Source organism: Paenibacillus aestuarii, assembly GCF_027789125.1.
Lineage (GTDB): Bacteria > Bacillota > Bacilli > Paenibacillales > NBRC-103111 > Paenibacillus_E > Paenibacillus_E aestuarii.
Map to the genome: position 1 here is coordinate 1 of NZ_JAQFVF010000084.1, position 25,606 is coordinate 25,606.

The 25,606-nt window shown below is 43.2% G+C and carries 26 protein-coding genes and 3 pseudogenes; 10 read left to right on the forward strand and 19 right to left on the reverse strand.

Annotated elements, in window-relative coordinates:
• The 8 genes and pseudogenes from O9139_RS28375 to O9139_RS28410 all read right to left on the reverse strand — a co-directional run.
• Positions 1 to 1,461 (reverse strand): type 2 periplasmic-binding domain-containing protein (locus tag O9139_RS28375; protein WP_270885114.1); only part of this gene is annotated, 1,461 nt, incomplete at its 3' end.
• Positions 1,462 to 2,561: 1,100 nt separating this feature from the next.
• Positions 2,562 to 5,642 (reverse strand): isoleucine--tRNA ligase, encoded by a 3,081-nt coding sequence (gene ileS, locus O9139_RS28380; RefSeq protein ID WP_270885115.1) that lies wholly within the window; start codon positions 5,640 to 5,642, stop codon positions 2,562 to 2,564.
• A gap of 265 nt (positions 5,643 to 5,907) precedes the next feature.
• Positions 5,908 to 6,060, reverse strand: a pseudogene (locus O9139_RS28385) (DoxX family protein); the annotation flags it as partial.
• A 122-nt stretch (positions 6,061 to 6,182) separates the two neighbouring features.
• Positions 6,183 to 6,458, reverse strand: coding sequence for a GNAT family N-acetyltransferase (locus O9139_RS28390; RefSeq protein WP_270885116.1), 276 nt, complete (start codon positions 6,456 to 6,458; stop codon positions 6,183 to 6,185).
• A 238-nt stretch (positions 6,459 to 6,696) separates the two neighbouring features.
• On the reverse strand, positions 6,697 to 7,128 hold the full coding sequence (locus O9139_RS28395) for a cupredoxin domain-containing protein (RefSeq protein WP_270885117.1): 432 nt from the start codon (positions 7,126 to 7,128) through the stop codon (positions 6,697 to 6,699).
• A gap of 253 nt (positions 7,129 to 7,381) precedes the next feature.
• Entirely contained in the window at positions 7,382 to 8,335 is a 954-nt protein-coding gene (locus O9139_RS28400; RefSeq protein ID WP_270885118.1) for a ring-cleaving dioxygenase, read from the reverse strand.
• Positions 8,336 to 9,055: 720 nt separating this feature from the next.
• The gene (locus O9139_RS28405; protein WP_270885119.1) at positions 9,056 to 9,283 is read right to left on the reverse strand and encodes a hypothetical protein; all 228 of its coding nucleotides are present in this window, start codon (positions 9,281 to 9,283) and stop codon (positions 9,056 to 9,058) included.
• A 163-nt stretch (positions 9,284 to 9,446) separates the two neighbouring features.
• On the reverse strand, positions 9,447 to 9,677 hold the full coding sequence (locus O9139_RS28410) for a hypothetical protein (RefSeq protein WP_270885120.1): 231 nt from the start codon (positions 9,675 to 9,677) through the stop codon (positions 9,447 to 9,449).
• A 476-nt stretch (positions 9,678 to 10,153) separates the two neighbouring features.
• On the opposite strand from O9139_RS28410, the gene O9139_RS28415 reads away from it, so the two are divergent.
• Complete coding sequence (locus tag O9139_RS28415; RefSeq protein WP_270885121.1) at positions 10,154 to 10,345, forward strand: XapX domain-containing protein; 192 nt, start codon at positions 10,154 to 10,156, stop codon at positions 10,343 to 10,345.
• A gap of 409 nt (positions 10,346 to 10,754) precedes the next feature.
• Here O9139_RS28415 and O9139_RS28420 read toward each other — a convergent pair.
• The 3 genes and pseudogenes from O9139_RS28420 to O9139_RS28430 form a co-directional block, all read right to left on the reverse strand.
• Positions 10,755 to 11,023: pseudogene (locus O9139_RS28420) on the reverse strand (pirin family protein); the annotation flags it as partial.
• A gap of 20 nt (positions 11,024 to 11,043) precedes the next feature.
• Entirely contained in the window at positions 11,044 to 11,220 is a 177-nt protein-coding gene (locus O9139_RS28425) for a GNAT family N-acetyltransferase (RefSeq protein ID WP_333742984.1), read from the reverse strand.
• A gap of 19 nt (positions 11,221 to 11,239) precedes the next feature.
• Positions 11,240 to 11,476, reverse strand: a complete 237-nt coding sequence (locus O9139_RS28430) for a (4Fe-4S)-binding protein (RefSeq protein ID WP_270885122.1) — start codon at positions 11,474 to 11,476, stop codon at positions 11,240 to 11,242.
• A gap of 507 nt (positions 11,477 to 11,983) precedes the next feature.
• On the opposite strand from O9139_RS28430, the gene O9139_RS28435 reads away from it, so the two are divergent.
• The 7 genes from O9139_RS28435 to katA all read left to right on the forward strand — a co-directional run bounded on the left by O9139_RS28435 (position 11,984) and on the right by katA (position 17,700).
• Positions 11,984 to 12,280, forward strand: coding sequence for an isochorismatase family protein (locus tag O9139_RS28435; protein WP_270885123.1), 297 nt, complete (start codon positions 11,984 to 11,986; stop codon positions 12,278 to 12,280).
• Between the two features lie 130 nt (positions 12,281 to 12,410).
• The gene (locus O9139_RS28440) at positions 12,411 to 13,361 is read left to right on the forward strand and encodes a ring-cleaving dioxygenase (protein ID WP_270885124.1); all 951 of its coding nucleotides are present in this window, start codon (positions 12,411 to 12,413) and stop codon (positions 13,359 to 13,361) included.
• Complete coding sequence (locus tag O9139_RS28445; protein WP_270885125.1) at positions 13,358 to 13,966, forward strand: alpha/beta hydrolase; 609 nt, start codon at positions 13,358 to 13,360, stop codon at positions 13,964 to 13,966. The genes O9139_RS28440 and O9139_RS28445 overlap by 4 nt, the downstream gene beginning before the upstream one ends.
• A gap of 215 nt (positions 13,967 to 14,181) precedes the next feature.
• Positions 14,182 to 14,592, forward strand: coding sequence for a hypothetical protein (locus O9139_RS28450; RefSeq protein WP_270885126.1), 411 nt, complete (start codon positions 14,182 to 14,184; stop codon positions 14,590 to 14,592).
• A gap of 97 nt (positions 14,593 to 14,689) precedes the next feature.
• Complete coding sequence (locus tag O9139_RS28455) at positions 14,690 to 14,857, forward strand: hypothetical protein (RefSeq protein ID WP_377523306.1); 168 nt, start codon at positions 14,690 to 14,692, stop codon at positions 14,855 to 14,857.
• 49 nt (positions 14,858 to 14,906) lie between these two features.
• Positions 14,907 to 16,142 carry an MFS transporter gene (locus O9139_RS28460; RefSeq protein ID WP_270885127.1) on the forward strand — a complete coding sequence of 412 codons (1,236 nt, stop codon included), beginning with the start codon at positions 14,907 to 14,909 and terminating at the stop codon, positions 16,140 to 16,142.
• A 100-nt stretch (positions 16,143 to 16,242) separates the two neighbouring features.
• Complete coding sequence (gene katA, locus O9139_RS28465; RefSeq protein WP_270885128.1) at positions 16,243 to 17,700, forward strand: catalase KatA; 1,458 nt, start codon at positions 16,243 to 16,245, stop codon at positions 17,698 to 17,700.
• A gap of 130 nt (positions 17,701 to 17,830) precedes the next feature.
• On the opposite strand, the gene O9139_RS28470 is transcribed toward katA, so the two are convergent.
• From O9139_RS28470 to O9139_RS28495, 6 genes are all read right to left on the reverse strand, one after another.
• Positions 17,831 to 18,055 (reverse strand): DUF896 domain-containing protein, encoded by a 225-nt coding sequence (locus O9139_RS28470; protein ID WP_270885129.1) that lies wholly within the window; start codon positions 18,053 to 18,055, stop codon positions 17,831 to 17,833.
• 168 nt (positions 18,056 to 18,223) lie between these two features.
• Positions 18,224 to 19,060 (reverse strand): alpha/beta fold hydrolase, encoded by an 837-nt coding sequence (locus O9139_RS28475; protein WP_270885130.1) that lies wholly within the window; start codon positions 19,058 to 19,060, stop codon positions 18,224 to 18,226.
• A gap of 48 nt (positions 19,061 to 19,108) precedes the next feature.
• Positions 19,109 to 19,549 (reverse strand): Dps family protein, encoded by a 441-nt coding sequence (locus O9139_RS28480; protein WP_270885131.1) that lies wholly within the window; start codon positions 19,547 to 19,549, stop codon positions 19,109 to 19,111.
• Between the two features lie 28 nt (positions 19,550 to 19,577).
• Positions 19,578 to 19,772: a CDGSH iron-sulfur domain-containing protein gene (locus O9139_RS28485; protein ID WP_057305706.1), complete on the reverse strand. Its 195-nt coding sequence runs from the start codon at positions 19,770 to 19,772 to the stop codon at positions 19,578 to 19,580.
• A 39-nt stretch (positions 19,773 to 19,811) separates the two neighbouring features.
• On the reverse strand, positions 19,812 to 21,644 hold the full coding sequence (locus tag O9139_RS28490; protein ID WP_270885132.1) for an amidohydrolase: 1,833 nt from the start codon (positions 21,642 to 21,644) through the stop codon (positions 19,812 to 19,814).
• 30 nt (positions 21,645 to 21,674) lie between these two features.
• Complete coding sequence (locus O9139_RS28495) at positions 21,675 to 21,848, reverse strand: XapX domain-containing protein (protein WP_270885133.1); 174 nt, start codon at positions 21,846 to 21,848, stop codon at positions 21,675 to 21,677.
• A 322-nt stretch (positions 21,849 to 22,170) separates the two neighbouring features.
• Here O9139_RS28495 and O9139_RS28500 point away from each other — a divergent pair, with 322 nt between their 5' ends.
• Positions 22,171 to 22,809 carry a hydrolase gene (locus O9139_RS28500; protein ID WP_270885134.1) on the forward strand — a complete coding sequence of 213 codons (639 nt, stop codon included), beginning with the start codon at positions 22,171 to 22,173 and terminating at the stop codon, positions 22,807 to 22,809.
• A 312-nt stretch (positions 22,810 to 23,121) separates the two neighbouring features.
• On the opposite strand, the pseudogene O9139_RS28505 reads toward O9139_RS28500, so the two are convergent.
• Together O9139_RS28505 and O9139_RS28515 are read right to left on the reverse strand one after the other, a co-directional pair.
• Positions 23,122 to 23,220 (reverse strand): annotated as a pseudogene (locus O9139_RS28505) (IS6 family transposase); the annotation flags it as partial.
• Positions 23,221 to 24,187: 967 nt separating this feature from the next.
• The gene (locus O9139_RS28515; protein ID WP_270885135.1) at positions 24,188 to 25,072 is read right to left on the reverse strand and encodes a LysR family transcriptional regulator; all 885 of its coding nucleotides are present in this window, start codon (positions 25,070 to 25,072) and stop codon (positions 24,188 to 24,190) included.
• 86 nt (positions 25,073 to 25,158) lie between these two features.
• Here O9139_RS28515 and O9139_RS28520 point away from each other — a divergent pair, with 86 nt between their 5' ends.
• Positions 25,159 to 25,488 (forward strand): nuclear transport factor 2 family protein, encoded by a 330-nt coding sequence (locus O9139_RS28520; RefSeq protein WP_270885136.1) that lies wholly within the window; start codon positions 25,159 to 25,161, stop codon positions 25,486 to 25,488.
• The last annotated feature ends 118 nt before the right edge of the window (positions 25,489 to 25,606 follow it).

Here is a 25,606-nt window from a genome sequence, read left to right on the forward strand (position 1 = left end):
CGGATCCAGATCGTCGAACTCGGACATGCTGATCGTCTTGCCCCTCGTCCAATCGGCCAATTGTTTGGCAGGCTCAATATCAGCTGGTTTCCATTTTAGCCACATGTTCGTATCCATTAGCATCCAATACTTATAAGAACCACCGTCTTTGCTATCAAACGCTTTGCGGTCGGTGTTGAGTAGATGCATGACCTCCGGCAGAAACTGATCTTTGCCGTCTATCGTATCGTAGGTAACGCCCTTCTCACCTAAGCAAAGATCCTTGTTCCCCTCTTCGCTAATCAGATAGCTGAGGAAGGCAATTGCCCGCTTCTTATCCCTGACGTTCTTCGAAATGAGCGTCAACGTCCAACCGGAGACACGATTTCCTGCAAGTGTAGGCGTATCATGCACATCATCTGCCGGACCATCAATCGCGATATACACCTTATTCGGGTCCTTCTGATACAACGCTTGGTTCGCCTCTGCAAAATCAGATGACTGATACAGCATGGCAAAATAGCGCCCTTGTGCTATTTTTTCATTTATTTGCGGGCGTTTGTCAATAAAGACATCTGTCTGCATCAGCCCGTCCTCATTCGCTTGGCGGAACACCTTCAGCCATTTCAAATAGGTTGGATCGCTTTGACGATCGTACAATTTGCCGCTTTTCTGCTGCGGAATTGCTAGGAAGTTCTGAAGATAAGGCCCCAGCGAAAAGTTTCCAGTATCGTTAAAGTCATGCAGGCCAATCGGAATGAGCGGCTGGCCGTTCACTTCCGGGAACTTCTTCTTCGCAGCCTTCAGCGCGGCGAGAAACCCTTCCGGCGTGCTCATATCCGGCTTCCCAAGTGCTTCATACATATCTTTCCTTACAACAAATACCTGGTTAGACGTCATATCCTGACCATATTTTTGATAATCCACAGGGGATGAAGATGCATTCGGGTAGCCATACACATTGCTATCGGCCTGTGTATACCAGCTAACCTTCATGGGGTCTGCGACTTTAAAAAAATAAGGATCATACTGATCCGCTAGCTTATTTAATGGAAGCACCATATCTCCCTTGATTACCTTCTGCACGGCATCGTCGTCCGTTCCCAGCGTGATGAAATCAGGGAGCGACTTTGCTGCCATCATCGTACTGAGTCTATCGCTTGCGTTGCCAGTAGGCGCGATAAAGTTGATGCTTACGCCCGTCTTCTTCGTTATATAATCGGAAACGACGTTACCTCCCCACTTGCTGGTGAACCAATCGAAGTTGACATACCAGTCAAACGTAATCGGTGACGTGTCCAGCTTCCATGCAGGCTCATCCGGAGAAGGCTTCGGTTGAGAAGCATCTGCCTCCGCAAGATTAGCATTGGAGTTCGCAGCACTACCATTACTCGATGTGCCGGTGTTACCAGAACAAGCCGCTAACGTCCAACACGTAATCAGAGCTAGCAACAGCTTTGCTGATTTACGCATTTTACTCATTCATAATGCTCCTTCGTCCGTATAGTTTAATGTTTTATTATTGGAAAAGTGATGATCTTGCATACGCAAGCAGGCTTATAGCTTGCTGGCCCCCCCTGTTTACCACTAAGTACTTTCATCTTTATAGGTAGGGTTACTATACTTCAGGTTCCTTAAGCCACCACCGAGAATAAATAAGCAGGACAATTCGTCCTGCTCGCTTTCGGTAGCTATGATGCTCTAGTTATGATTCATTACGCGATAGATCATGGCAGCTGCTTCTGCTCTCGCGATCAAGCCATGCGGTTTAAGGTGAGGTTCTACTGACCATTCACAATGCCAGCTTTATGCAGCTTGTTGACTGCTTCCCGCACGTAGCTGCTGGTCTGCTGTTCATCTTCAAATACCTTTTCGAAATTCCTAAATCCCCCATTGATTGATACAGAATAACTGTTGATTCTTATATTAAGAATTTGCAAACTTTACCTGTCATGTAATATATCTGCTAGCTACGGGCATGTCAACAAGAAATACCTTCCAGTTTGCCAGGAGCACATGATAAGTAGTTCTCCAGATTTCTTCAAAGTGATCGAGTTCCACTAAAGCAACTTGTTCCGTCGCGAACTTCCTTTAATGCTGCACTGGCAAATTTAATGTAGTATCCAGGTAACGGAATTAGGATATACAAGAGATATATCCGAGAAAGGAACATGGCCTTCTAATTTTCCAATACGCAAAGAATCGTCCCTTAGATTTTCGAGCAAAGATGCTGTCCGACCCAACTGATCCTTCGTATAATAGCTGATTGGTAGTGATGAGCGTAATCGGGGTGATTACTGGATGACTTTGTAATCATTATAAGACGAACCTGTCATAATAATATATCCGCTTGATTTCGGGTGAGGTTACTAGATTTTAGGGTTCTCTGTGTAGTCTGAAAATATGAAGAGCCCGCTCTCGATTCGCGGATCTGAACCACTGGTTCGCCCAAGTGCACAAGATGTTGAACAGCGGTCTGACCGAGAAGATGCTCTCCTATATACATGATCTTCGATTTTTCGTCGCTACTTAAAATAAAATGGACCTTCAGTATGTACTGAAGATCCATTTATTCATATTTGTTACTCAATGAGAATGCCTACATTTTTATTCTCTATCGAAGTGATTTCCATGCCCTTTTTTATATCGTATGTGATACTCGATAGAAGCACGTTTTCCTGCAGCACGTGTTCGAACCTTTCAATTGCTTCTTTCACCTGCGGTTCAACATCGAGGACAATGTGCACACGTTTCTCAATCGGTAGATCTAGTTTTTTACGGTACTCCTGAATGACGCGTACGACTTCACGTACAACACCTTCTTGTTCTAACTCCTCAGTGATTAATGTATTCAGAGCGACGGTCATTTGGTATCCAACTGCCGAAGCAAAACCCTCCTTTGCATTTTTTTCTATGAGCAGCTCATCAAGCGCAATATGTAGCTCCTCCCCATCTAAGGTTATATGGAAAAAACCTTTATCGACCACTTCCTTAGCTTCGAAAGCGGTTAGATTCTTCAAGTGATCTTGAAGAGGAGCGACGAATCTACCGTACTTTCTCCCTGCAACTTTCAGATTCAATTTGAGTCTTAAATTCACTAAACCACTATCACTTTGTTCGTTCCGGATTTCTTTAACATTGATTTCGTCCTTGATAATATCTTCGAACAGGGCCAAATTGAAATTGTCCTTAACTGAAATAATCAGCTCAGACAACGGCTGCCGGGTTTTAATTCCGGTTTCGTTCCGGATGCTACGAGCTAACTCAACGATCCTCCTCGCGGTCTCCATCTCATTTTCCAATACAACATTTAATGCGGATTCGTTTACTCTTGGGAAATCCGTCAGATGAACGCTTCCGGTGCCATTAAGATTGCAATAAATATCCTCGGCAATGAATGGTGTGTATGGGGCGATCATCTGGGCAAGCCTCATTAACACTTCACATAGGGTCTGATAAGCAGATACTTTATCCGCTGACATATTGCTACCCCAGAAACGATCGCGTGATCGACGTATATACCAGTTGCTAAGCTCATCGACAAATGCTTCTATTTCCTTTGCCGGATTTAGGAAGTCATTCGATTCGAGTCCTTTAGTAACATTTTGCAGCGTGCTATTCAACCGCGACAATATCCAACGGTCCAATTTATTCGTAGAGATTTGATTCGGATACTCTTCTGGATTATATTGATCGATTGTTGCATATAACGCGTAGAATGCATGTGCGTTAACTAGGGTATCGATCATTCTCGATTTTGCTTCAACTACTATTTGCTTCGAAAATCGCTTGCTGTTCCACGGGGCACTGTCGGAAAGCAGGGCCCAGCGGAACGCATCTGTACCGAACTCCTCAATAATTTCCCAAGGGTCGATAACATTGCCTTTGCTTTTCGACATCTTTTGTCCGTTTTCATCTAGGACATGCCCGGTTGAAATTACTGCTTTGTATGGTGATTTTCCGTTATACAGAGTTGATACGGCCAAAAGGCTGAAGAACCAACCTCTCGTTTGGTCGATTCCTTCGCAAATGATATCTGCGGGGTACTGTTCATGAAAAAGTTTCTCTTCGCCTAAGGGATGGTGGTATTGGGCAAAAGGCATGGAGCCGCTGTCAAACCAGACATCGATGACTTCCGCCGTTCTTTGCATATTGCCGCCACATGAACAGCGTAGATATACTTCATCCACATAAGGTTTATGCAACTCCAGGTCCTCGGCAATCGGGTTTATCGATTTGTCCCGTAGTTCCTTATGACTGCCAGGTGCATACTCGGCCCCACAATCGCGGCAGAACCATATATTTAGCGGCGTACCCCAATAGCGGTTACGGCTGATGTTCCAATCGACAAGATCCTCAAGGAATTTTCCAAAACGGCCTTCTTGGAGATGGGATGGATACCAGTCAATTTTTCTGTTATTTTCGAGTAGTTGCTCTTTGACCGCGGTCGTCTTGATAAACCAGCTTTCCATCGCATAATATAGCAACGGAGATTTGCACCGCCAGCAAAATGGATAGCTGTGCTCATAACGCTCTTTAGAGAACAGCAGACTACGCTCCGATAAATTTTTCACAATGTCGACTTCGCAATCTTTTACGAACCGCCCGGAAAAATCTACAATCTGATCAATATATCGTCCGGCCGGATTTACTACATTCACGAAATCAAGCTTATGCTGCCTGGATGTGCGGTAGTCGTCTTCACCGTGTGCGGGTGCAATATGGACGATTCCGGTCCCACTCGTGTCACTGACATAATCTGCATCCACAACGATATGTCCTTTGTCCACATGGATATAATCGAAAGGCGGCATATAAGGAATACCAACGAATTCCGAGCCTTTATGCTTGGACAAGATTTCGTAACCCCCTTTCATGACTTGCCCCGCCAGTTTTTCCGCAACAATATATATTTCGCCGTCCTTTTTTACTTTTACGTAATCGATCTCCTTATTGACCGCCAACGCAACATTAGCGGGAAGCGTCCAAGGGGTTGTCGTCCAGGCAAGAAACGTCTCGAAGCCTTGCTTGCTTCTAAACTTCACTGTGGCGCTCAAATCTTTGACATCTTCATAACCTTGCGCCACTTCGTGTGAGCTTAGCGTGGTTTGGCAATCAGGACAATACGGACTGACACGGTGTCCTCTATAGAGTAATCCTTTTTTATGAATAACGGACAGGATATTCCACACACTCTCGATATAATCATTCGCGAGCGTAATATAGGGATGACTCATGTCTGTCCAATAAGCGATCGCCTCAGTCAATTCTCGCCACTGTTTTTCGTACTCGAACACACTGCTTTTACATTTCTCTACGAATTCAGCAATACCATACTTTTCGATCTCCTGTTTACCGGAGATACCTAGTTGTTTTTCAACGCCAAGTTCTACAGGTAGTCCATGAGTGTCCCATCCTGCTTTGCGAACGACGCGATAGCCAGACATTGTTTTATACCGGCAAATGAAATCTTTAATAACTCTTCCCAACACGTGCCCGATATGTGGCTTACCGTTTGCCGTCGGAGGTCCTTCGTAAAAAACGAAGTTCGGTCTTCCCTCACGGATTTCGATCGATTTTTGAAACGTATCGTTTTGTTTCCACTGTTCAAGAACGCGCAGTTCTCGAGTCCTCGCTCTTTCTTTCACATCGATTTTTCTCATGTGAGCCATCCCTTTCTCTGAATGCTTGGCTTCAAATCGTTTTTGACTGCTGATAAGACCTTGAAAGGAATTGAAGACATGCATATGATTAGGAAAGGACAGGCCGAATGCAATCATTCGTCTGTCCTTTCAACGGTTGAACTGTTCAATAAATTATTTGGATTAACAGCATAATCTAACCTCTAAAGTGATGACCACAACCTGATGAATTTCCATCCTGGTTTATTATGTTGCCTTCAAAACTTTGCAGCACTCATTTAGATGTTCAATGCCGAAGAAGTGCATCAAGTGAAAATTCACCGGCTCCGATCAATGCCACTCCAACGAAAACCGCTATGAGAACGAGATTAAATTCATAGCCATTTGACGTACTCCAGAAGCCGTTCCGGCCATGCACTTTGTCAATGGCTACCACCATGACAAATTTTCTAATAACGCACTTCCTTCATCTGTAAATTCTGCACCAGTAATTCAGCGGTCGTCTGGGCAAGCGCCCCCTTCAAATAGCCTTTGGCCCCAAGTTTGTCATCAGTTGTATATTTATTTCAATAATACATCGGCATAATCTTCATGACGGTCAAATTGACTTCTGGCAAAAGGACATAATGGCATAATCTTAATCCCTTTTTTACGAGCAAATTCGACCAATCGCTTCACTAGCGCCTGTCCTACGCCTTGACCGCGTAGGCTATCGGAAACAGTCGTGTAGTCTACTATAATGATGTCGTTTCCGCTGTAAACATAATGAATTTCAGCTTCTCTCTTATCCTGTTCTCCCATATAAAAACCGTTCACATCTTCTTTTATTTCGAACATCGTATTCCCCCATTTATAAGGTTTGATTTCCACTTGGACATTTGTTGATTTGAGATGAGATTTTATCAGCATTTTCTCCATCAGCTAATGACCGACTCGCCAATAAGAATAAGTGTAAGTAATGCAAAGCACGAGTCACAGAAAAGTGAACAGCAAGAAATGAATATCCCAATCCAAAAGCGAGAATATATTGTATTTATGAATCGATGTTATGCGAAGATTCAGAGAGGTGTTACCATTATTTCACCGTAATCTTCGTTATCATCGTGCTGTGGCCGCTGCCACACATGAAAATGCAATTGATCGTGTACTCGCCTGGTTTGTCAGGCGTCCAGGTGACGTCTTTCGTTGCATTTTCGGTGACTTGCGCGATCTTCGAGTCAGTACCGACGATGGCGAAACCGTGCATGCCCTGCTTCGAAGTGACGGTGAAATGGATCGGCGTTCCGGAGGTAAATTCAGTTTTATCCAGCTTCCACTCAAAATTTGACGCTTCGGCCTTCACTTCGACAGCAGCGGAAGCAGCCGGTTTGGCCGAGGCAGCGTATTTGTCGACGGGCACTGCATCTTTCGCCGCCGGAGCGGCAGTGTCTTTGCCGCAAGCGACAAGTTCTAAGGCGAAGAGGAGAATCAGCAAGGATATAATCGATAATTTCAAAGTACGATTCATAATCACACCTCTATCCTAAATTTGTTGTATGTTCCCCAGCACTTTCGTGCCGCGTGGCTTCGATACGAGCGCATCCGGCTCGGCGTAATGCCGAAGCCGCCGATCTGGACGTCACATTCCCCCTTAGGGAAAGAACGGATGATTGAGGAAACGAGTTTGGGGTTTGGCCAGTGGCAATAAATCGTGCTCCGTTTCGCCTGTGAAAAGGACAGGTGTAGGCGCGTGTAAGTCGCTCCCTTTTCAAGGATATGTCTCATCTTTTGTCTCCATCTAGCGCCCTTACTTCAATTGGTAGCAAGTTAGCTTCAATTTTACCACGTACGGGTTCAAGCCATTCCGGGAGCATCAATTTTTCACCTAATGCATCAGGAGTTTCATCTCGTGCGAAACCTGGAGGATCGGTTGCAATTTCAAATAAGATGTGCCCATCTTCCTGGAAATAAAACGCATTGTAATATCGCCGGTCTACATTATGAGTAGGTACATAGCCGCCCTCACTCACTTTCTGGAACCATTGCTCATGCTCCTGAAAGTCTTTTGCACGCCAGGCAATGTGGTGAACGGTACCTGCCCCACCATGTCCCCATTGCTTATTCTCAAGAGGAACATCGATCAGATTCCCGATATGTCCGAATGATTGAAAACGAGCGTAACCGACGTCTTCACCTACTTTTTTCAATCCCAATACGTTTTCAAGCACATGCATCGTTTTCTCTGCTTTCATGCTGAAAAGAACAGCACCGCCAAATCCTTTTATCGCTCTGTCCGTAGGAATTCCGTCAAACGACCACTCACTGTTCAATCCATCTTCGCGCTCAACAATTTCAAGATGAAGCCCTTCGTGATCCCTAAACTGAAGGTATGATTCTTGAAACCGGACTGACTTTTGTGGGATTATGCCGAAGCTGTTGAGCCGCTTCTCCCAAAAGTCGAATGAGCCGGGTGGCACGACAAACGTAGTTATTCCTACTTGCCCCCCGCCTACTTCTCCAGGCCTAAAGTCGGGCCAGGGATAAAAGGCCATAATGGAACCGGGGCTTCCAGATTGATCGCCGAAATACAAGTGGTAAACTTCTGGGGTGTCGGCAATGTCGATGGTTTTCTTTACAAGCCTAAGACCGAGTATGCCTGCATAAAAGTTGACGTTCTCCTGCGGATTACGAGCAAATGCAGCAATGTGATGGATTCCTGCAGTTTCTAATGTCAAGTATGATCACCCCTAACTTTAAGATCGGACTATTTAGATAACAAAAAACAATCCCTATCACGCTCCCAACACCTAACGCTATAAATATAGACAACATTAAATCTGCCTCTTCTCTCGGAAAACTTGGACTGAAATATTCTTTCCCCATAATTTTATTAGCATCATAAGGTGTCCATCAATATGGATATATCTATACAACATATAGGAATTGCCTATGTTTCTTAGACACTCATATCATAGTTTCTGTCTATGTCATCTATAGAAAAAATAGAATTGATTGATGAATTGCATTGCATTTCAATACGATAAATACATGCGACGAGCTGTCGTACACCATAAAATGAGGAAGGGATGTTTATTTTGTATGCCCACACCATGTTTTCAACGTAAAATCTGTGGGGTATTAAGTTTCTTTCTTCGATTCTTCAATGACACCAATTTTCGGTTTGCTGGTCGGTCCTGTTCAAGAAATCTTAACTTGGCCGGTTCTGTTATTCGTTAGCATAGGGGCTTCTCTTGATGGAAGGAACCTGTCATCTATATCGTTCCATAAAGCCGACGAGCTGACGGATGTACACTAATCGTGTTGCCTGATTCGCCGCCAATGGAACTAGATGAACGATGTTGACGATGGAACGCTCAAGAACTGTCATACGCTGATCACCTCCCCCATCTTCGCGTAAGTACTGACCGTGGAGGCTATGATTACTTCCACCCTAATCATAGCCTCCACGGTCGCTTACAGTAGCCGTAAGTCTCTACCTCTAACGGCTCTTGATCGGCCTCGGCCGCTTCCTTCGACTCGTACAGCGATGTGCCGCAAGCGTTGCACTCGCCGTAGCGATTGTAGTTTGTGGTTAGCTCCTGGCACGTACTGCACCAACCTTCTGGAACACTGTCCCATGGCCTCGTGGGCGGGATATAGTTTTGGTTGGTGATCATGTTCATGCGCATTTCACTCCTTCTTCAATAGTACGTTCCAGCTTCCCGGTACACCCGTTGCTACATACGCGTTTAAGCCCAGTTATTAACGCTTTCATCTTCGTTTAACTAATTCAAAGCCCAGTCCCTCATTGGCCGTGAATTGCAGAATACATTAGGAGCATCAAAGTTAATTGTTTTTTTTACTAAGCGTAGGCCGGGGATTCTGGTACCTGTCGTCTGTTTTTACATGAAAATTGTTCCTATACTTTTCAAGTGTTTGCATTCTACCAACATATTTTTCCATGCTCTTCAATATTTCTTCTATTTCATCAATATAAATTTGATCACCGAACATTTTATAGAGCAGCATATAGTCATTGTATTCGTCCAGCCATTCGTTTACTTGAACTGGTGTCACTTTCATCCACTCCCTTTTATTAACTTTAATTTATCAATTTTGCCTTGTAGTCATTTTTTCCAATCCATGAAATCTGCTTTACTTTTACCGAATGCGGTAGTAGTGATAAGCGCGTATGGAGTGATGAAAAAATTCACGAAGAAAGTTCTTACTTCGTGAATTTTTCCTTGCTAATCGATTAATGCCCCTCAGAACTGCCGAACATTGCTTGCGAGTAAATAATACCTAGACCTTCGTGCCGGCCAACCATCGTATGGGCATAAAATACATCCTCGATGTAAGCGCTATCATGTTGCAGAGCAATTTCTACAACAGCATTATAGTCTCTTGACGAGCCCACTCACACAATGTAGCAATAACAAGTTTGCGGCCAGTCTTTTTGTCCCACCGTATTACTGACGACGGCTTGTCTATCGGCATTTTGCACGCCGATTAGCATTTGTTGTCTAAGGTCTTATAAACAAGGAGGCATATTTATGTGGTCTGTATTATTAGCTTTAGGTACTGGAATCGCTATCGGAATTGTTTTTCAGACCCTCCGTATACCGTCTCCCGCACCACCAATGTTAGGATTGATAGGCCTTTTCGGTATGTTTTTAGGACAACGACTTATTCCGTGGGTTAAATTACTGTTCAATCATAGTTCAAACATAGTTAAATCAGGCTGATTTATTGAACATTCAGCAGGCTACTGCCCCATTTGACATTGGGAAATTTTCATCTTGAGGAGCAATATGTCAAATCCAATACGCGGGCTAAGGAAGTCGTTATCATCCAATCATTCTTGACATGGTGCTTCGAGATAGGATATCCCAACAAGTACGTTGCACGCGTTTCCGGCCGGTGCAAAAAAAGAAAGAGGAGATTTCGGAGCAGCAGGGATATTGACGAAGAGGATCTGAGGCAGGCAATTGACTTTAGATCGCCCAGGTTCAGACCAATGGCGGAACCCAGTTGTCAAAAGAAAGTAGTGCATTTCCGAGATATTAATGAAACCCCCACTTCCCTCATCTATCAGAGAAGCGGGGGTTTTTAATAAAGAGGCGATCAGGAAATACCAGAAATTTTACGACTTAGCTCACTCTGCGAAGGGTTGTATTCAGCATGAACGATTCCTGCCCCTGCGCTCATTCGCTGCACTTCCTCAGTTGTTGTTATTTCCACATTCCCCAAGTTATCTTCATGGCGGACTGATCCTGCAAGTACTATTGTCAAGATCTCCATATCGCTGTGCGGGTGGGCACCAAATCCTTTGCCGGGATCTATGTCATCGAGAAGCTTAAACGGCTGCGCAGCCATCCATGATCTACGTTAAATCGGGAATCGGCCGGGAATACTTGGATCATTGTAGAACGCCCCTTATCAGCTATTTTAACAATACGTCATCATAATCCTTATGTCGGTCAAATTGACTTTGGGCGAATGGACATAACGGCATAATCTTTATCCCCTCCTTCTGAGCAAATTCGACTACCCGCCTAACTAATTCTTGTCCTACTCCTTGACCTCGCAGACTATCAGAAACAAACGTATGGTCTACAATTCTTTATAAATTTCAATCATTATTGTTCCCCCTTTTGTTTTTCTTTTCTTATATATTGCAAAGCACCACTTGGACATTTATCAATAAGATCTGCAATTTTGTCAGCTGTTTCTCCGTCTGCATGAATCCATGGTTTCTTATTAACGTTGAACACTCCCGGTAACCCTCTCACACAATTAGCAGAATGCATGCATCTACCATAATGAAAAATAACATCGATATCTTTCCCTCTATATATTTTGAATTCTTCATTCATTTCTATCATACTCCGTTCCGTACATTAAACTTACTCAATCCGGTCGTTCCATCGAAAATATTTCTGTTTATATCAACATCATATTGAAATTATTCTTTATGAACAATTCCATTATTTCTATGGCATGTATAGCCATAAACTATATCTCTAAGGTCGAGCTAATTTGGTATTAGCATCGATTCGAACGATCCTATAATTTCAACCTATTGAACGTATAGAAAAAATAGAATTGATCGATATATTTCGTTTTCAATACTATAAATACATGCGGCGAACTTCAAAACTGGCCATTTTCGAATGCCGTCGTAAAACTATTAAATGAAAGTTGGGATCTACATATTTAATGACAAAACGGATTTGCTGACTACAGATAACTCTGACATCATCCTTATCGACCTTTCAAACCGCACAGTAACAACATTAGCACTTTAAGTGCTGCCTTATCGACAAGCGCATTCGAATCTATGATCGTTGAATGCTTGGGAGGATCAACGAGTTGTTTATAAAGTGAACAGCTATGGCAATAAAAAACTTGTCGTTTCTGGTCTATGGACAGAGATTTGCGACTTATCAGCTGTGCTTTCCGCGATCGATCAAGGATATGAAGTATACATCGTAACCGATACTTCAAGCGGTGTATCAAAAAAAGCGCACGACATGGCCGTTCAGTGCATGATTCAAGCGGGCGCGGCACCAATTTCATGGGAACAGTACCTGTTAGAATTGCAACGTGACTGGGCACGTTCAGAAACTTACCAAGCAACAACAGATATTGCTAAAGAACATGGCGGGCATATGGATTAGGTGTTTTTTACTCTCAAGAAATGTTCGGCGGTTCTGAGGGACATTAATCAATTAGCAAGCGAAAATTTACGAAGTAAGAACTTTTTTCTTGATTGCCGTTTAAGTCATATTTTTTATTGGAGGTATTTTCATGTCAAAACATACGACGGGTATCCATCACATAACAGCATTTGCTAGTGATCCTCAAGCAAACGTTGACTTTTACGCCGGAATCCTCGGCCTGCGCTTAGTAAAGAAAACAATTAACTTTGATGCTCCTGAAGTATATCACTTATACTTTGGAAATGAAGCAGGGAGCCCGGGAACTATCATCACGTTTTTTCCATCGCCTGGATCACCAAAAGGAGAGATAGGCGGCGGTCAAGTCGGTATCACCACCTATATCGTACCGCAAGGTTCGCTAGGCTTCTGGGAAAACCGTCTGATGGATTTTGGAATCACTGTTAAGAAACTGAACCGTTTTCAAGAAGCTTATCTGCAATTCGCGGATAATGAGGGACTGGGTCTTGAAATAGTTGAACGAAGTGAGGGACCCGATAGCAGATGGGCGTTTAATGGCATACCAGCAGATAAAGCAATTAAAGGGTTCGGGGGAGCTGTCCTCTACAGCGTCAATGCAGAGAGCACTATGGACACGTTGCAAAACGTCCTCGGTCTGACTAAAGTCGCAGAAGATGGCGAGTATGCTCGTTTTCAGGCAACCGGAGAGCTTGGTAACATCATTGACGTTCCTCTAGTCAGCATGGAATGGGGTGTAGGCGGAGCTGGAACGGTTCATCATATTGCTTGGCGTGCAAACGATTTTGACGATCATGCAGAGTGGCAAAAGGAAGTCATGCGCAAAGGATTCCGACCAACTCAAATTATTGACCGCCAGTACTTCAATGCTATCTATTTCCGGGAATACGGCGGTATTCTTTTCGAAATTGCCACAGATCCCCCAGGTTTCGCCAAGGATGAGCCTGCTGAATCGTTAGGTGAGAAATTACAGCTGCCTGAGTGGTATGAGAAGCATCGTGCTAAAATTGAACAGAATCTAATTCCAATTCAAGTAAGAGAAGTGGATGGGCAGCTGTCATGAAACATATTTTTGAAAGGGGTACAAATAAGGGTGCTCCAACATTAGTTCTATTTCATGGTACAGGCGGAACTGAACGTAGTTTGCTTACTTTGGCCAAGCGAATTTCTCCGGAATCTTCTGTCCTAAGTCTCAGAGGCAATATATTGGAGAACGGAATGCCGCGTTTCTTTAGACGACTTGCCGAAGGTGTGTTTGATGAGGCGGATTTAATTTTCCGTACAAAGGAAGTTTACGAATTTCTCGATACAGCCGCGGCCGAATACGGATTTGACCGAGACAACTTAGTGGCCATTGGTTATTCGAATGGAGCCAATATAGCAGGAAGCCTTATATTCCATCATCAAAATGTATTAAGGGGTGCTATTCTGAATCATCCAATGGTCCCACGAAGAGGCATCAAACTGCCGGATTTAACTGACATCCCTATTTTTATAGGTGCTGGAACTAATGATCCGATCTGTTCTGCACAAGAAACCGAAGAACTTCAAAGCCTTCTTCGTGAAGCTGGAGCATCTGTCGAAGTACATTGGGAGCATTTTGGACATCAATTGACAACTAGCGAAGTAGATGCAGCCGCAGTTTGGTTTAAGAAAAATCTGCTGTGACCACTTCCTCGAGAACCTGCATGGTCTTATCGGGCGCATAACGGAGCTAATATAAGTAATATCTATACCATATATAGTCAGATCCATATTGATAGTAGCCTATCAGAGGTTATAAGATGAGGTTGAATAAACTTCCAATTGAAAGAAGTTTAAGTTTTAGAATAATTTCCGGCCGGATGAATTATTCTTTACAGCATTAACAAGGAGGAAATTCTATGGGAGTACGTTTTTTAAAAATGGCAGTCGTTTATATTTTGCTTGGTATCTGCATCGGTATTTACATGGGTACAACACTTAACTTTGCATTAACAAGCGTACACGCTCATACAAATCTTTTCGGGTGGGCAACATTGGCCCTTTGTGGATTTACGTATCTTCGTTTTCCCAAAGCAGCAGAATCTCCTCTAGCGAAGTGGCACTTCTGGTTGCAAGGCATCGGCCTGCCCATCATGCTTATTACCCTCAGTATAATGGCCCATGGCTACGCTCCAAATTGGATTACCACGTTAAAGCGTATCGGTGAAGCAGTGGCTGGAACCGGTATCTTGATTTTTGCAGTCAATGTTTTTACTAACGTAAAAGCAATGGACATTCATAATAACCATAAGCTTGATGTTTCCATGTAATACCCAGATACGTTCTTAATAAGGCGGGGGTAATCCAAATTCGAGCGATTCAAGCGCTTCAATAAGTGAGGGTGAACTGCTGTACAAAAAAAGCTGCATTGCATGTCATGGCAACAACCTGGAAGGCGGAGTTGGAGCGAAATTACAAAAAGTCGGTTCAAAACTAAGCGTTGATCAAATAAAAAACCAAATTATAATGGTCGCGGTGGTATGCCTGCTGGAATCCTCAAAGAGGATGATGCTCAAAAAGTTGCCGTTTGGTTAGCAGAACATAAATAATCCAATGAAAAGTCTGAAAACAAGGGGGAAGTAGGTTGGTTAACGAACCGTTGTCCAAATCGTCAAATTACTCACTCATGACCGGTATCCTTTTCTGGTGTTCGTTGGTTGTAGTTTCTTGTGTGTATTTAACGATTCCATTAATAACGATTTTTGCAGACGTATTCAAGGTATCGTCTTCTCAAGCTGCTTGGACTGGTAGTGCCTTTTCGTTTGCTTTTGCAGGTGGGGGTTTGTTCTTTGGAGTTTTATCGGAACGTTTTGGACGAAAAAAAATGATGTTGTCTGGGTTACTATTGCTCACTGTAATATCTCCTCTAACCGGAAGTGTCAGCAGCTTATCTTGGCTTGTTGCCCTTCGAGTCGCCCAAGGTTTAGCGGCCTCCATGTTCCCTCCGTCAGTCTTGGCCTACGCAATGGAAATGTTTCCGATTAAAAGAAGAGTCACCATTATCGGGTTCATCAGTACGGCGTTTTTAATGGCAACTATCGTTGGACAAATATACAGCAGCTATATTGTTTTATACATGAGTTGGTCTTATGTCTTCTATATTCTTTTTGCGATTTATTTCATATCCACGATCTTGATTACCTTTTTTATTCCAAACGATAAAACACAGCAACCGGATGGTGGCTTCTTTTCTGCCTTTTTGAGAATCGGCTATATTTTCAAGAAGAAGAATTTGCCTCTTTGCTACATCATTTCAGCTACACTCTTTATTTCGCTTGTCGGTTTTTTTACGACTCTTGGAAATTATTTAACAAGTTCGCTCTTCGGATTAAGTCATCAAGATATTCTATGGGTCCGTATAGTAGGTATAATCGGAATGATAGTAGCACCGTTTGATGGAAGATTGGCCGCGAAAATTGGAGTCAAAAACGTTTTAAGTTGCGGATTGATCTTGGCTGGAATCGGCTTGGGATTGTTAGGCCTCTGGACTAACCTCATTTTATTAGTAACGTTGAGCGTTGTGTTTATTACGGGAATTGCTATGGCTCTTCCCGCATTGATCACTCTAATTGGCCTCATTGCGGGGGAAATCCGGGCGATCGCGGTTTCATTCCATATGTTTATGGTGTTCATAGGTGCATCGCTTGGGCCGATTCTCTCGATTTATCTGATAAATCATGGAGGCTATTTACTCTCTTTTGAAGTATCCACTGGATTGTTGTGTTTGAGCTTGATTGTCCCCTATTTTATTCGTTTAGAAGAACCACGTAGTTACTCAGCATCATCCCAAAATGAGACCTACGCGAACCCGGCGAAATGATTCGTGTGTTGTACCCGGTGAAAATGTATACCCTTCCTGCGCGATTTTGGGGCGTTTTGGAAAATGCCGAGAGGCTAATTATTACTTTGGAGGTTCGTACATGGAAACTCAAAATCGTCATTTAACAACAAGTTGGGGTGCCCCCGTTGGGGATAACCAAAACTCCTTGACTGCCGGCGCACGCGGTCCAACCCTCATCCAAGACGTCCACCTTCTGGAAAAGCTTGCCCATTTCAACCGGGAACGCGTCCCCGAACGTGTTGTTCATGCCAAAGGTGCCGGCGCACACGGATATTTTGAAGTAACCAACGATGTTTCCGCCTATACAAAGGCCCGCTTTTTGTCTGAGGTTGGCAAGCGTACACCGGTTTTTATACGCTTCTCCACGGTAGCGGGTGAACTGGGATCTGCAGATACCGTACGTGACCCGCGCGGTTTTGCTGTAAAGTTTTATACGGAAGAAGGAAACTATGATTTGGTGGGCAATAACACGCCTGTTTTCTTCATTCGGGATGCCATTAAATTTCCGGATTTCATTCATACCCAGAAACGCCACCCTCAAACTCATCTGAAAAACCCCAATGCTGTTTGGGATTTCTGGTCCTTATCTCCCGAATCCTTGCATCAAGTCACTATCTTAATGTCCGATCGCGGTATTCCTGCGACTCTCCGTCATATGCATGGTTTCGGAAGCCATACGTTTAAGTGGGTCAATGCGGATGGACAAGGTATTTGGGTTAAATATCATTTTAAAACGGAACAAGGCGTGAAAAACCTGGATGTCGAGCTGGCCGCCAAGCTGGCCGGTGAAAACCCGGATTATCATATCGAGGATTTATTTAATGCCATAGACAAAGGTGACTTCCCCGCATGGAAGCTATATGTACAAATGATGCCGCTGGAAGATGCCAAGACCTATCGTTTCGATCCTTTCGATGTAACGAAAGTGTGGTCGCAAAAAGATTACCCTCTTATCGAGGTTGGACGCATGGTTCTGAACCGAAACCCGGACAATTACTTTGCCGAAGTTGAGCAAGCAACCTTTTCCCCTGGGGCGTTCGTACCCGGTATTGAGGCTTCACCGGATAAAATGCTGCAAGGCCGTTTATTCGCCTATGCCGATGCTCATCGCTATCGGGTTGGACCAAACCATCATACACTGCCTATCAATAAACCTGTTGTCGAAGTAAATAACAATCAGCGTGATGGCCAAATGCGTTCCGATCGTAATGGGGGAAACTCGATATACTATGAACCAAACAGTTATGGCGGAGCTGCCGATTCGGCAGCCTATAAGACAGCCGCGTTTGAAGTAACCGGTTCAGCCGATAGCGTCCCGTATGATCATGATGATCATTACACTCAAGCCGGCGACCTGTATCGATTGCTTCGTGTAGAAGAACGCGGGCGTTTAGTAAATAACATTGTAAATGCTATGAAGCCGGTGGAGAAGGATGAAATCAAACTTCGTCAAATCTCTCACTTCTATAAAGCAGATCCCGAATGGGGGCAAGCGATCGCCGAGGAGCTTGGCTTGAGAGTTCCACAGTTGTCTTAATACGATCCGTCAAAAAGAGAGCAGTTCCTTACAGCAAATGATAGCTGGGGAACTACTCTCTTTTTACTATTCGTAATTCGTATCCGCCTCAAAAAATGCAGTAAGTGCCGTTTTAACATACACAAACCCGTTACATTTTTGACTCTCCTTTTTCGTTCAACAGCTTTAACGGAGTTACGTCATTTCCTTCAGGGTCAACAACGGATAAGCTTAACATGGTAGACATAACTTGGCCTCTAATAAGCCGCAAATACTCTTGACGCAATGCTGCTTGTTCAGCTTTCTCCTCCTCCGTCAACCCAATGCTGCGTTGTTTCTTGCTCAGCTGGTTAATACGCCCAAGAATGGGGATCACTTTCTTCACCTCAAAGACAATAGTTCAAACTTAAATTTCTTATATTATATGGAAAAGACCTGCAAGAAAGGTAGCTTTTTAAGGCCGCTCTCTTTCAGATCTTCCAGCAATTCGTTATTCTTTTACCATAACAAAGTCATGAATATTTCCTTGGAAACGAGCTGCCGCTTAGTTATTCAGGAAGTCGATCAAAGCTTTATTAAATTCATCCGGGTGAGTCGCATTTAAACCATGCCCTCCACCTTTGACGATAATTAGCTCGCTGCCTTTAACCGCTTCATGGGCGAGCTGGGCGCTTACTTCAAGCGGAACGATCGCATCAGAATCGCCATGGATAACAAGCAACGGGATATCGAATTTAGCTAAATCACCACGGAAGTCAGTCCGGCCGAAAGCAGCAACGCAATCAAGCGTCCCTTTCGGAGAAGCGAAAGAAGCGATTTCAAGGTTGTACAAACGGAATGGTTCGCTGACAAGGTCGGTTCTGTCCCCTACTCTAAAGAAGTTATGAGTGAAGTCGTTAATGAAAGCAATCCGGTCTTTTTTCAGTCCGTCTTGGAAGGCTTGAATGGTCGCTTCATCCAGACCTCCTTCCGGATGCTCTGCGGATTTGTAGAAAAACGGAGGAACCGCAGCTGCAAATACGGCCTTTTTAACACGGCTTGTTCCATAATTACCAACATACCTTGCAACCTCTCCCCCGCCCATCGAAAATCCGACCAGTGTTACATCGTTAAGGTCAAGATGCTCGATCAGCTTATGAAGATCCGCCGCAAACGTATCATAGTCGTACCCATTCCACGGTTGGGATGATTGTCCGAACCCACGCCGGTCATATGTAATTACACGGTGGCCCGCTTCAATGAGCGCTGGAACCTGACTTTCCCACGAGCGTCCGCTGAGTGGCCAGCCATGGATCAGAATGACAGGTTTACCTGCGCCAAGATCTTCAAAATACAATTCAATGGGTTGTCCGTTTTCTGTTCCAACTGTTAATTTAGCCATGTTTCATACTTCCCTTCGATTTGGTTTGGATAGATTGATGCTTATATTTCAATAATCTAAGTACGATTTAAGCATCCATACATGCTTTTCCAGGGAGCTATGAATGGCCAAAAGCATATCCCCTGTTGTCTCATCACCTTCACGGTCGGCAATACTCATGTCCTCTTTAAGCTCAGCCACAATAATCCCAAAATCAGCTATAAGCGTGCGGACCATCTCATTTGCGTTCTCATTGCCTGCCGCATCTTTTACTGTAGCTTTTTCGATAATTTTATGAAGTGTAGCTACTGGACTGCCGCCTAATGCCAGCAGCCTCTCGGCAAGATTGTCCACATGAAGTGCAGCCTCCGTATAAAGCTCTTCGAACTTCAAATGCAAAGTAAAGAACTGCTGCCCCTTTACATACCAATGATAGTTATGAAGTTTGGTGAATAACAGACTCCAGTTAGCAATCTGGATGTTAAGTACTTCCGTTAGTTTTTGTGTCATAGAAAAGCTCCTTTTGACCACTTTTTGTCTAAGCTCGAGGCGCGCTTTCAAACTTACCTTTGTGGGTCAAGTCGCAGAACGGTTTTTGACTGGATAAACCGCACCGGCATAGAATAAAACTTTCCTTGGTCTCAAAACGGTTCCCCACCGCATCCACCATTTCTACTTTGCCCGTAATTCGCAATGGTCCATTATCGTTTACTTTGATCGTAACTTCAGACATGATGATCTCGCCCCTATTGGATTATTTTGGTGAATACACTTAGAAAACGAAGCAATCCAGATCACAAAAGCCACTGCCATGATGATGATTGCATCCATGGTGATGGTGTACCTTATGAGGAGCCTGAACTCCTGCCCCGCCGCCTCCGTAATTTGTTCCACTATAGTAGCCTCCAAAGAAATTATGCGGAGACCAGTCTGGACTGGCTTTTGGAGCCGGAGGCGACAGAGACTCAAATTCATTGGTACCGTAGACAATCTTGCCTCCTACAACAGTGAAGACAGATTCAATTTTTTTAATAGCTTCCTCGGAGACACGAAGGAAATTATCGGAAAGAATCGAAAAATCAGCATATTGACCCACTTTGATTTGTCCTTTTACATCTTCTTCTTTGGAAAACCATGCATTTCCCGATGTATACATGCGAAGCGCTTCATGCCTCTCTACACGATTAGAATCAGGGTACAAGCTTAAACCCCCTAATGTCTTACCCGTCACTAACCAGTATAAGGCAACCCACGGATTATAACTGGCTACTCTTGTCGCATCTGTCCCTACACCGACACGTAATCCAGCCTTAATCATCTTAGTTATCGGAGGAGCATTTTCCGCTGCTTTGGCCCCATATCTTTCGACGAAATATTCACCTTGAAAAGCCATTCGGCTTTGAACGGCGATCGAACCGCCTAATTCCACAACTCGCTCCAAATCCTTCTCACGGATTGTTTCGGCATGATCCAAAATCCAGCGTAAGTCTTTGAACGGCACCTCTTTGTTCACGCGTTCAAATACATCGAGAAAGCGTGTTATGGATTCTCCATAGGTAGCATGAAGACGAAACGGCCAACGTTGCTTTACGAGATGCTGGGTAACTTCGAAGAGCTCATCTTCCAGTACAGCTGGAAGTTCCGGACGAGGTTCTACAAAATCTTCAAAGTCTGCCGCACTATAAACAAGCATTTCACCGGCACCGTTATGACGATAATAGGAACTGCCCGTGTAAGGCTGCGACGAAGCGGTCCATGCTTTAAAATCACTCAATTCATTCTTGGGATGCTGGGTAAATAAATTATACGCTGTACGAACCGTAATCTCTCCACGCTTGTCTAGCTCATCAAAAACTTGATAATCATCAGGATAGTTCTGAAAGCCCCCACCAGCGTCAATAACGCTTGTGACACCGAATCGGTTCAATTCCCTCATGAACAATCGGGTTGAATTCATTTGATCCTCGTAGGACAGCTTAGGCCCTTTAGCTAAAGTAGCGTACAATATCGTAGCATTGGGTCGAGCGATGAGCATTCCTGTTGGATTACCTTGGCTATCCCTTTGGATTTCCCCACCTGGCGGGTTCGGCGTATCTTTGGTATACCCAATTACTCGCAAGGCAGCTTTGTTCAAAAAAGCTTGTCGGTAAAGATTAAGGATAAATACGGGAGTATCAGGAGCAATTCGATTGATTTCATCTAATGTTGGCATACGGCGTTCGATGAATTGAAACTCTGTCCAGCCGCCAACAACACGGACCCAGTGAGGTGCAGGAGTACGATCCACTTGCTTCTTCAACATTCGCAAGGCATCCGCTACTGAGGGTACTCCATCCCAACGAAGCTCGAGATTATAATTGAGCCCGCCTCGAATGAGATGAATATGAGAATCGTTCAAACCCGGAATCAACATTCGCTTATTTGCGTCTACAACCTGCGTGGCTGGCCCAACATATTTCATGATTTCGGCATCGTCCCCCACGGCCAGGAACTGGCCGTTTTTAACTGCAACGGCTGTTGCAGTTGGATTGGAATCGTCCATTGTCACGATAGTGGCATTATGAATGACTAAATTTGCTTCAGTTTCTATTGCCTTCTTTGACATAATTCCAGTCTCCTTTGAACATAATTTTTGTTATTTGTTGCCTAACCAAAGCTGTATCCAAGGAATCAAACGTTGCCCTAAAAACATGCCGACGAGACCGAGCAGTCCCAAAAAAGGCGGTGCAGGCGAGGGAATCCGAAACAATTGAAAAATAACGCCAATTACAATACCTGTAGCTAAAGCGAGAAGCATTGAGCCCCACATCCAAGTTTACCTCCCTCCAAAATGTTCTTTGTTCTTACAACCATTTTCAATATAGCCCACTCGCTTGAATCAATATTTACCTTCAGAACATAAGTCTATAAGCGGGCATTCTTTCTATCAATAAGGTTTTCTCTATAACAGCCATAGAATTTACTTATGCATTAATTACATAACGACTTTAATTTATATAGTTTTTACCTATGAGTAATATAGGAAATTGATGATTGTTTGAAAAATTACATTTCAATATTCTTATTACATGCAGTAGGTTTCCAATGATTTGGAACTGTTGCAATAATATAAGGAAAGTGGGTATTTTGTTATGTTTAACAGCAAAACCGATTTACTTACGGCAGAAAACTCTGCCATTATTCTTGTAGACCATCAGCCTCAAATGCTTTTCGGTGTGCAAAGCGCTGATCGCCAGACCATCATTAATAATACGGTTGGTCTTGCAAAAACGGCCAAAGTTTTCAATGCTCCCATTATCCTTACAACGGTTGCAGCTGAATCATTTTCGGGCCCGATTCATCCGGATATTCAAGAGGTGTTTCCTGACCAGAAGCCGATTGACCGCACATCAATGAACTCTTGGGAAGACGAAAACTTTGTGGAGGCCGTGAAGAAAACAGGCCGCAAGAAGCTGATTATGGCCGCTCTTTGGACGGAAGTTTGTCTAGCTTTCCCTGTAATTTCAGCCATCAAAGAAGGATATGAAGTATACATTGTAACGGATGCTTCAGGCGGGACGACGACGGAAGCACATAACATGTCTGTTCAACGCATGATTCAAGCGGGGGCAATCCCTGTCACTTGGCAGTCCGTTCTGCTGGAGTACCAACGCGATTGGGCACGTCAAGATACCTACGATGCCGTCTTGGCGATCGCTATGCAGCACAGCGGTGCATACGGCGCTGGTGTCGTTTATGCTCAAACGATGTTTGGCGGCCATGGAGGATAATACTATCTATCGCAAAAAGGACAGTCAACAGAACAGTGACTGTCTTTTTTGCGCATAATTCAATATAGGTTGGAGGGCAAAAAGAGAGAGCGTTTTCGTAATTCCCTTTTTGTGATGGCCGTAGTCTTAATCCCACGAACAGGCGTTGGATCTACACGACGAATCATTTTCAATTGCTGACCAGAAAAGCTTTCAATTGAAGAAGCAGGTACATCATTGGATAAGTTATGCAGTAAATCCAAATAATTTATTGATCAATTCAACTGCTGAAAGGGCAGTCGAATTATTTTCGGCCTAATACTTAAGGACTTATTCATCCAATAATTGTTCAATAGCAGGAGGATACGCGGGGTTTTTATCCACTGTAATTACGCGCGGTGACTGATTGTGAGGCGAGGACATTGCCTTTCTTTCAGGACGTGGTTGTCCTTTCAATCGATAAACCCAATTCAGATCAACATACATGATATGTTTTATTAACTGTGCTTGTACTGTTGAAGTTGTTATCGTGCCCCTTGTAATCTACTTTTTCTTGCGACATACCTTCAGTGATAAATCTTAGTCGCTGGTTATTTTCATTCATAGAGGAAAATAAGAGACCCGAAAGGCAATGTAACCAAAAACCATTGTCCCACATCGCTTTCCCTCAACGTTTCCGCCGGCTGCAATTGTATGACATTCGGGCGCATCATCGCACACCTTTTTCATAATTATCTGAAGGAGACATTGCATTTGTTACGTTGCCCCTAGACTGTAAACTCAAACTTTTACTTTTCGATTGGAAATCCAATTATATGTCACTCTTCCACAGTCAGTGCTTAACCACATTCTACCATCTATTATATACAATTTGCCATTTGACGGGGAATCAGTGAAAGCTAACTTAGCAAGTCCGTACACAAGAGATATCATATCTTTATATAAGCTTAATTGACCCATTGTCGATCTCCTAGAAAAAGAAAAAAACCACTTATCAGGTGAAATAAATTCACATGATAAAGTGGCCGCTTGCGAGATATGAGATTAATTCCAGGAGAATTAACCACAATTGTACATAAAAGTTAAAGCTTCTTTGAACATAAAAATTCGCGAAAGAATAGAACTTTCCTTCTAACAATTGAGAGTAAGCAACCACTTAGTGTCAGCAAAAAGTAAAGTATTAGACTGGACGTCTTTATTCCACGCGGCTTTTCGAATCGTCAAACCGTCAGACTCCATAAAATAAGTATTGGACTGGCACTAGAAATTGAAACAGCGACAGCCAAGGACGAGAAAATAAAATCCTAGACTGTCGCTGTTTCATTGAACTTGAACGTATCCGTTAGAATTCATGTTAATTAATTCCAAGGGAACAGGATTGATGCTTTCATTGTCGAATCTACGATATCGGACCAGGTACGCTAATTTGGGGCGAATAAGTTTTAAAAACTTGAACAAACTTTTCAAACGCTGATGTCATTAAGCTATCCTTTTTTCTAATTAGGCTGATCTGAATTGTTTTGTATTCGGCTGGAAGTGGAAAGTATCGTAACTTATTTTCACCCATATATCTCTGAATGACGGAATAAGGAACAAGCGATGCTCCAAGCCCGCTAATTACACCTTGGACGATGGCGTCGAGATGATTGAATTCCATGTACCTTATGGAATGGATACCAATGGATTTTAGCCAACTTTCGAGCAGTTCTCGTTGAAAACAGCCTTTAGTGTTCATCAGAAAAGGCTTCGCGAGTACTTTTTCAATGTCATCGTAATCACTGTTTGAAATGAGTACAAGTTCTTCTTCATAAAGAAGCTCTTTAACAATATCAGGATCGTTGACTGGGGCTTTTACAAACGCCGCGTCTAGTTCGAAATGTTTGATTTTATCGATCAATTCGCCCGAAAATTCTGTTATAAGAGATAATTCAACTTTCGGATATGCCTTATGATATTGAGCAAATACTAAAGGCAAATGTAAAGCAGACGTTGTATGATTTGCTCCAAGCCTAAGTATACCTTTTGGTTCACCTGTATTCTGTAATGCTTTTTGTGCTTCATCGACCAGATGAAGTATTTTTTCAGCGTAACTCAGTAATTTCTCTCCGGAAGGCGTTAATATCATCTTTCTCTGCCGATAAAATAATTTGGTATCTTGCTCTTCTTCTAACTGCTGTATCCTTGCAGTAACGTTTGACTGTACATAGCCAAGGGTTTTGGCAGCTTTGGTTATGTTTCCTTCTTGTGCAACAGCTCGAAAAATTCTTAATTCATTAATATCCAAGTTTAGGGACCTCCTAATAAGTATCATAAAAAGTGATTTAATAAATCGTTATTAATCATTTTACATGATTTTTTATCGGGTGTATATTGTTTGATAGATCTTATCCAAGGAGGTTTAAACATGAAAAATCAAGGACACTGCCCGGAGAAGGAAAAATTTCAGGTACTGCAAAGGGAATCGATGAAGTGGTTAATCGAGTTAAAACAATCGTTAAAAGCGGGGTGAAAACCAAACTTCATCATATTCTTATCGGACAAAATGGACTTACCTTATCGCTTAACAATACAGCTGTCGCAGAGGACGGAAGAATTTTAGACGAAGAATTGGCGACAGTTCTATCCATTCAAGACGAGCTTGTTATTAAAATCGATACCTATCTCTCGGATGTTCCAATGATGGAGAGATATTTCAAATAATCCAGGCTCATTTACTCTAAGCAAGGTAAAAAGTACAAAAACTCTGATGTTCTGTGAAAATAAAGTCTTAGACTAGAGTCGTTGAGTTAACAACATTTTTGAATTAAAAAATCATCAG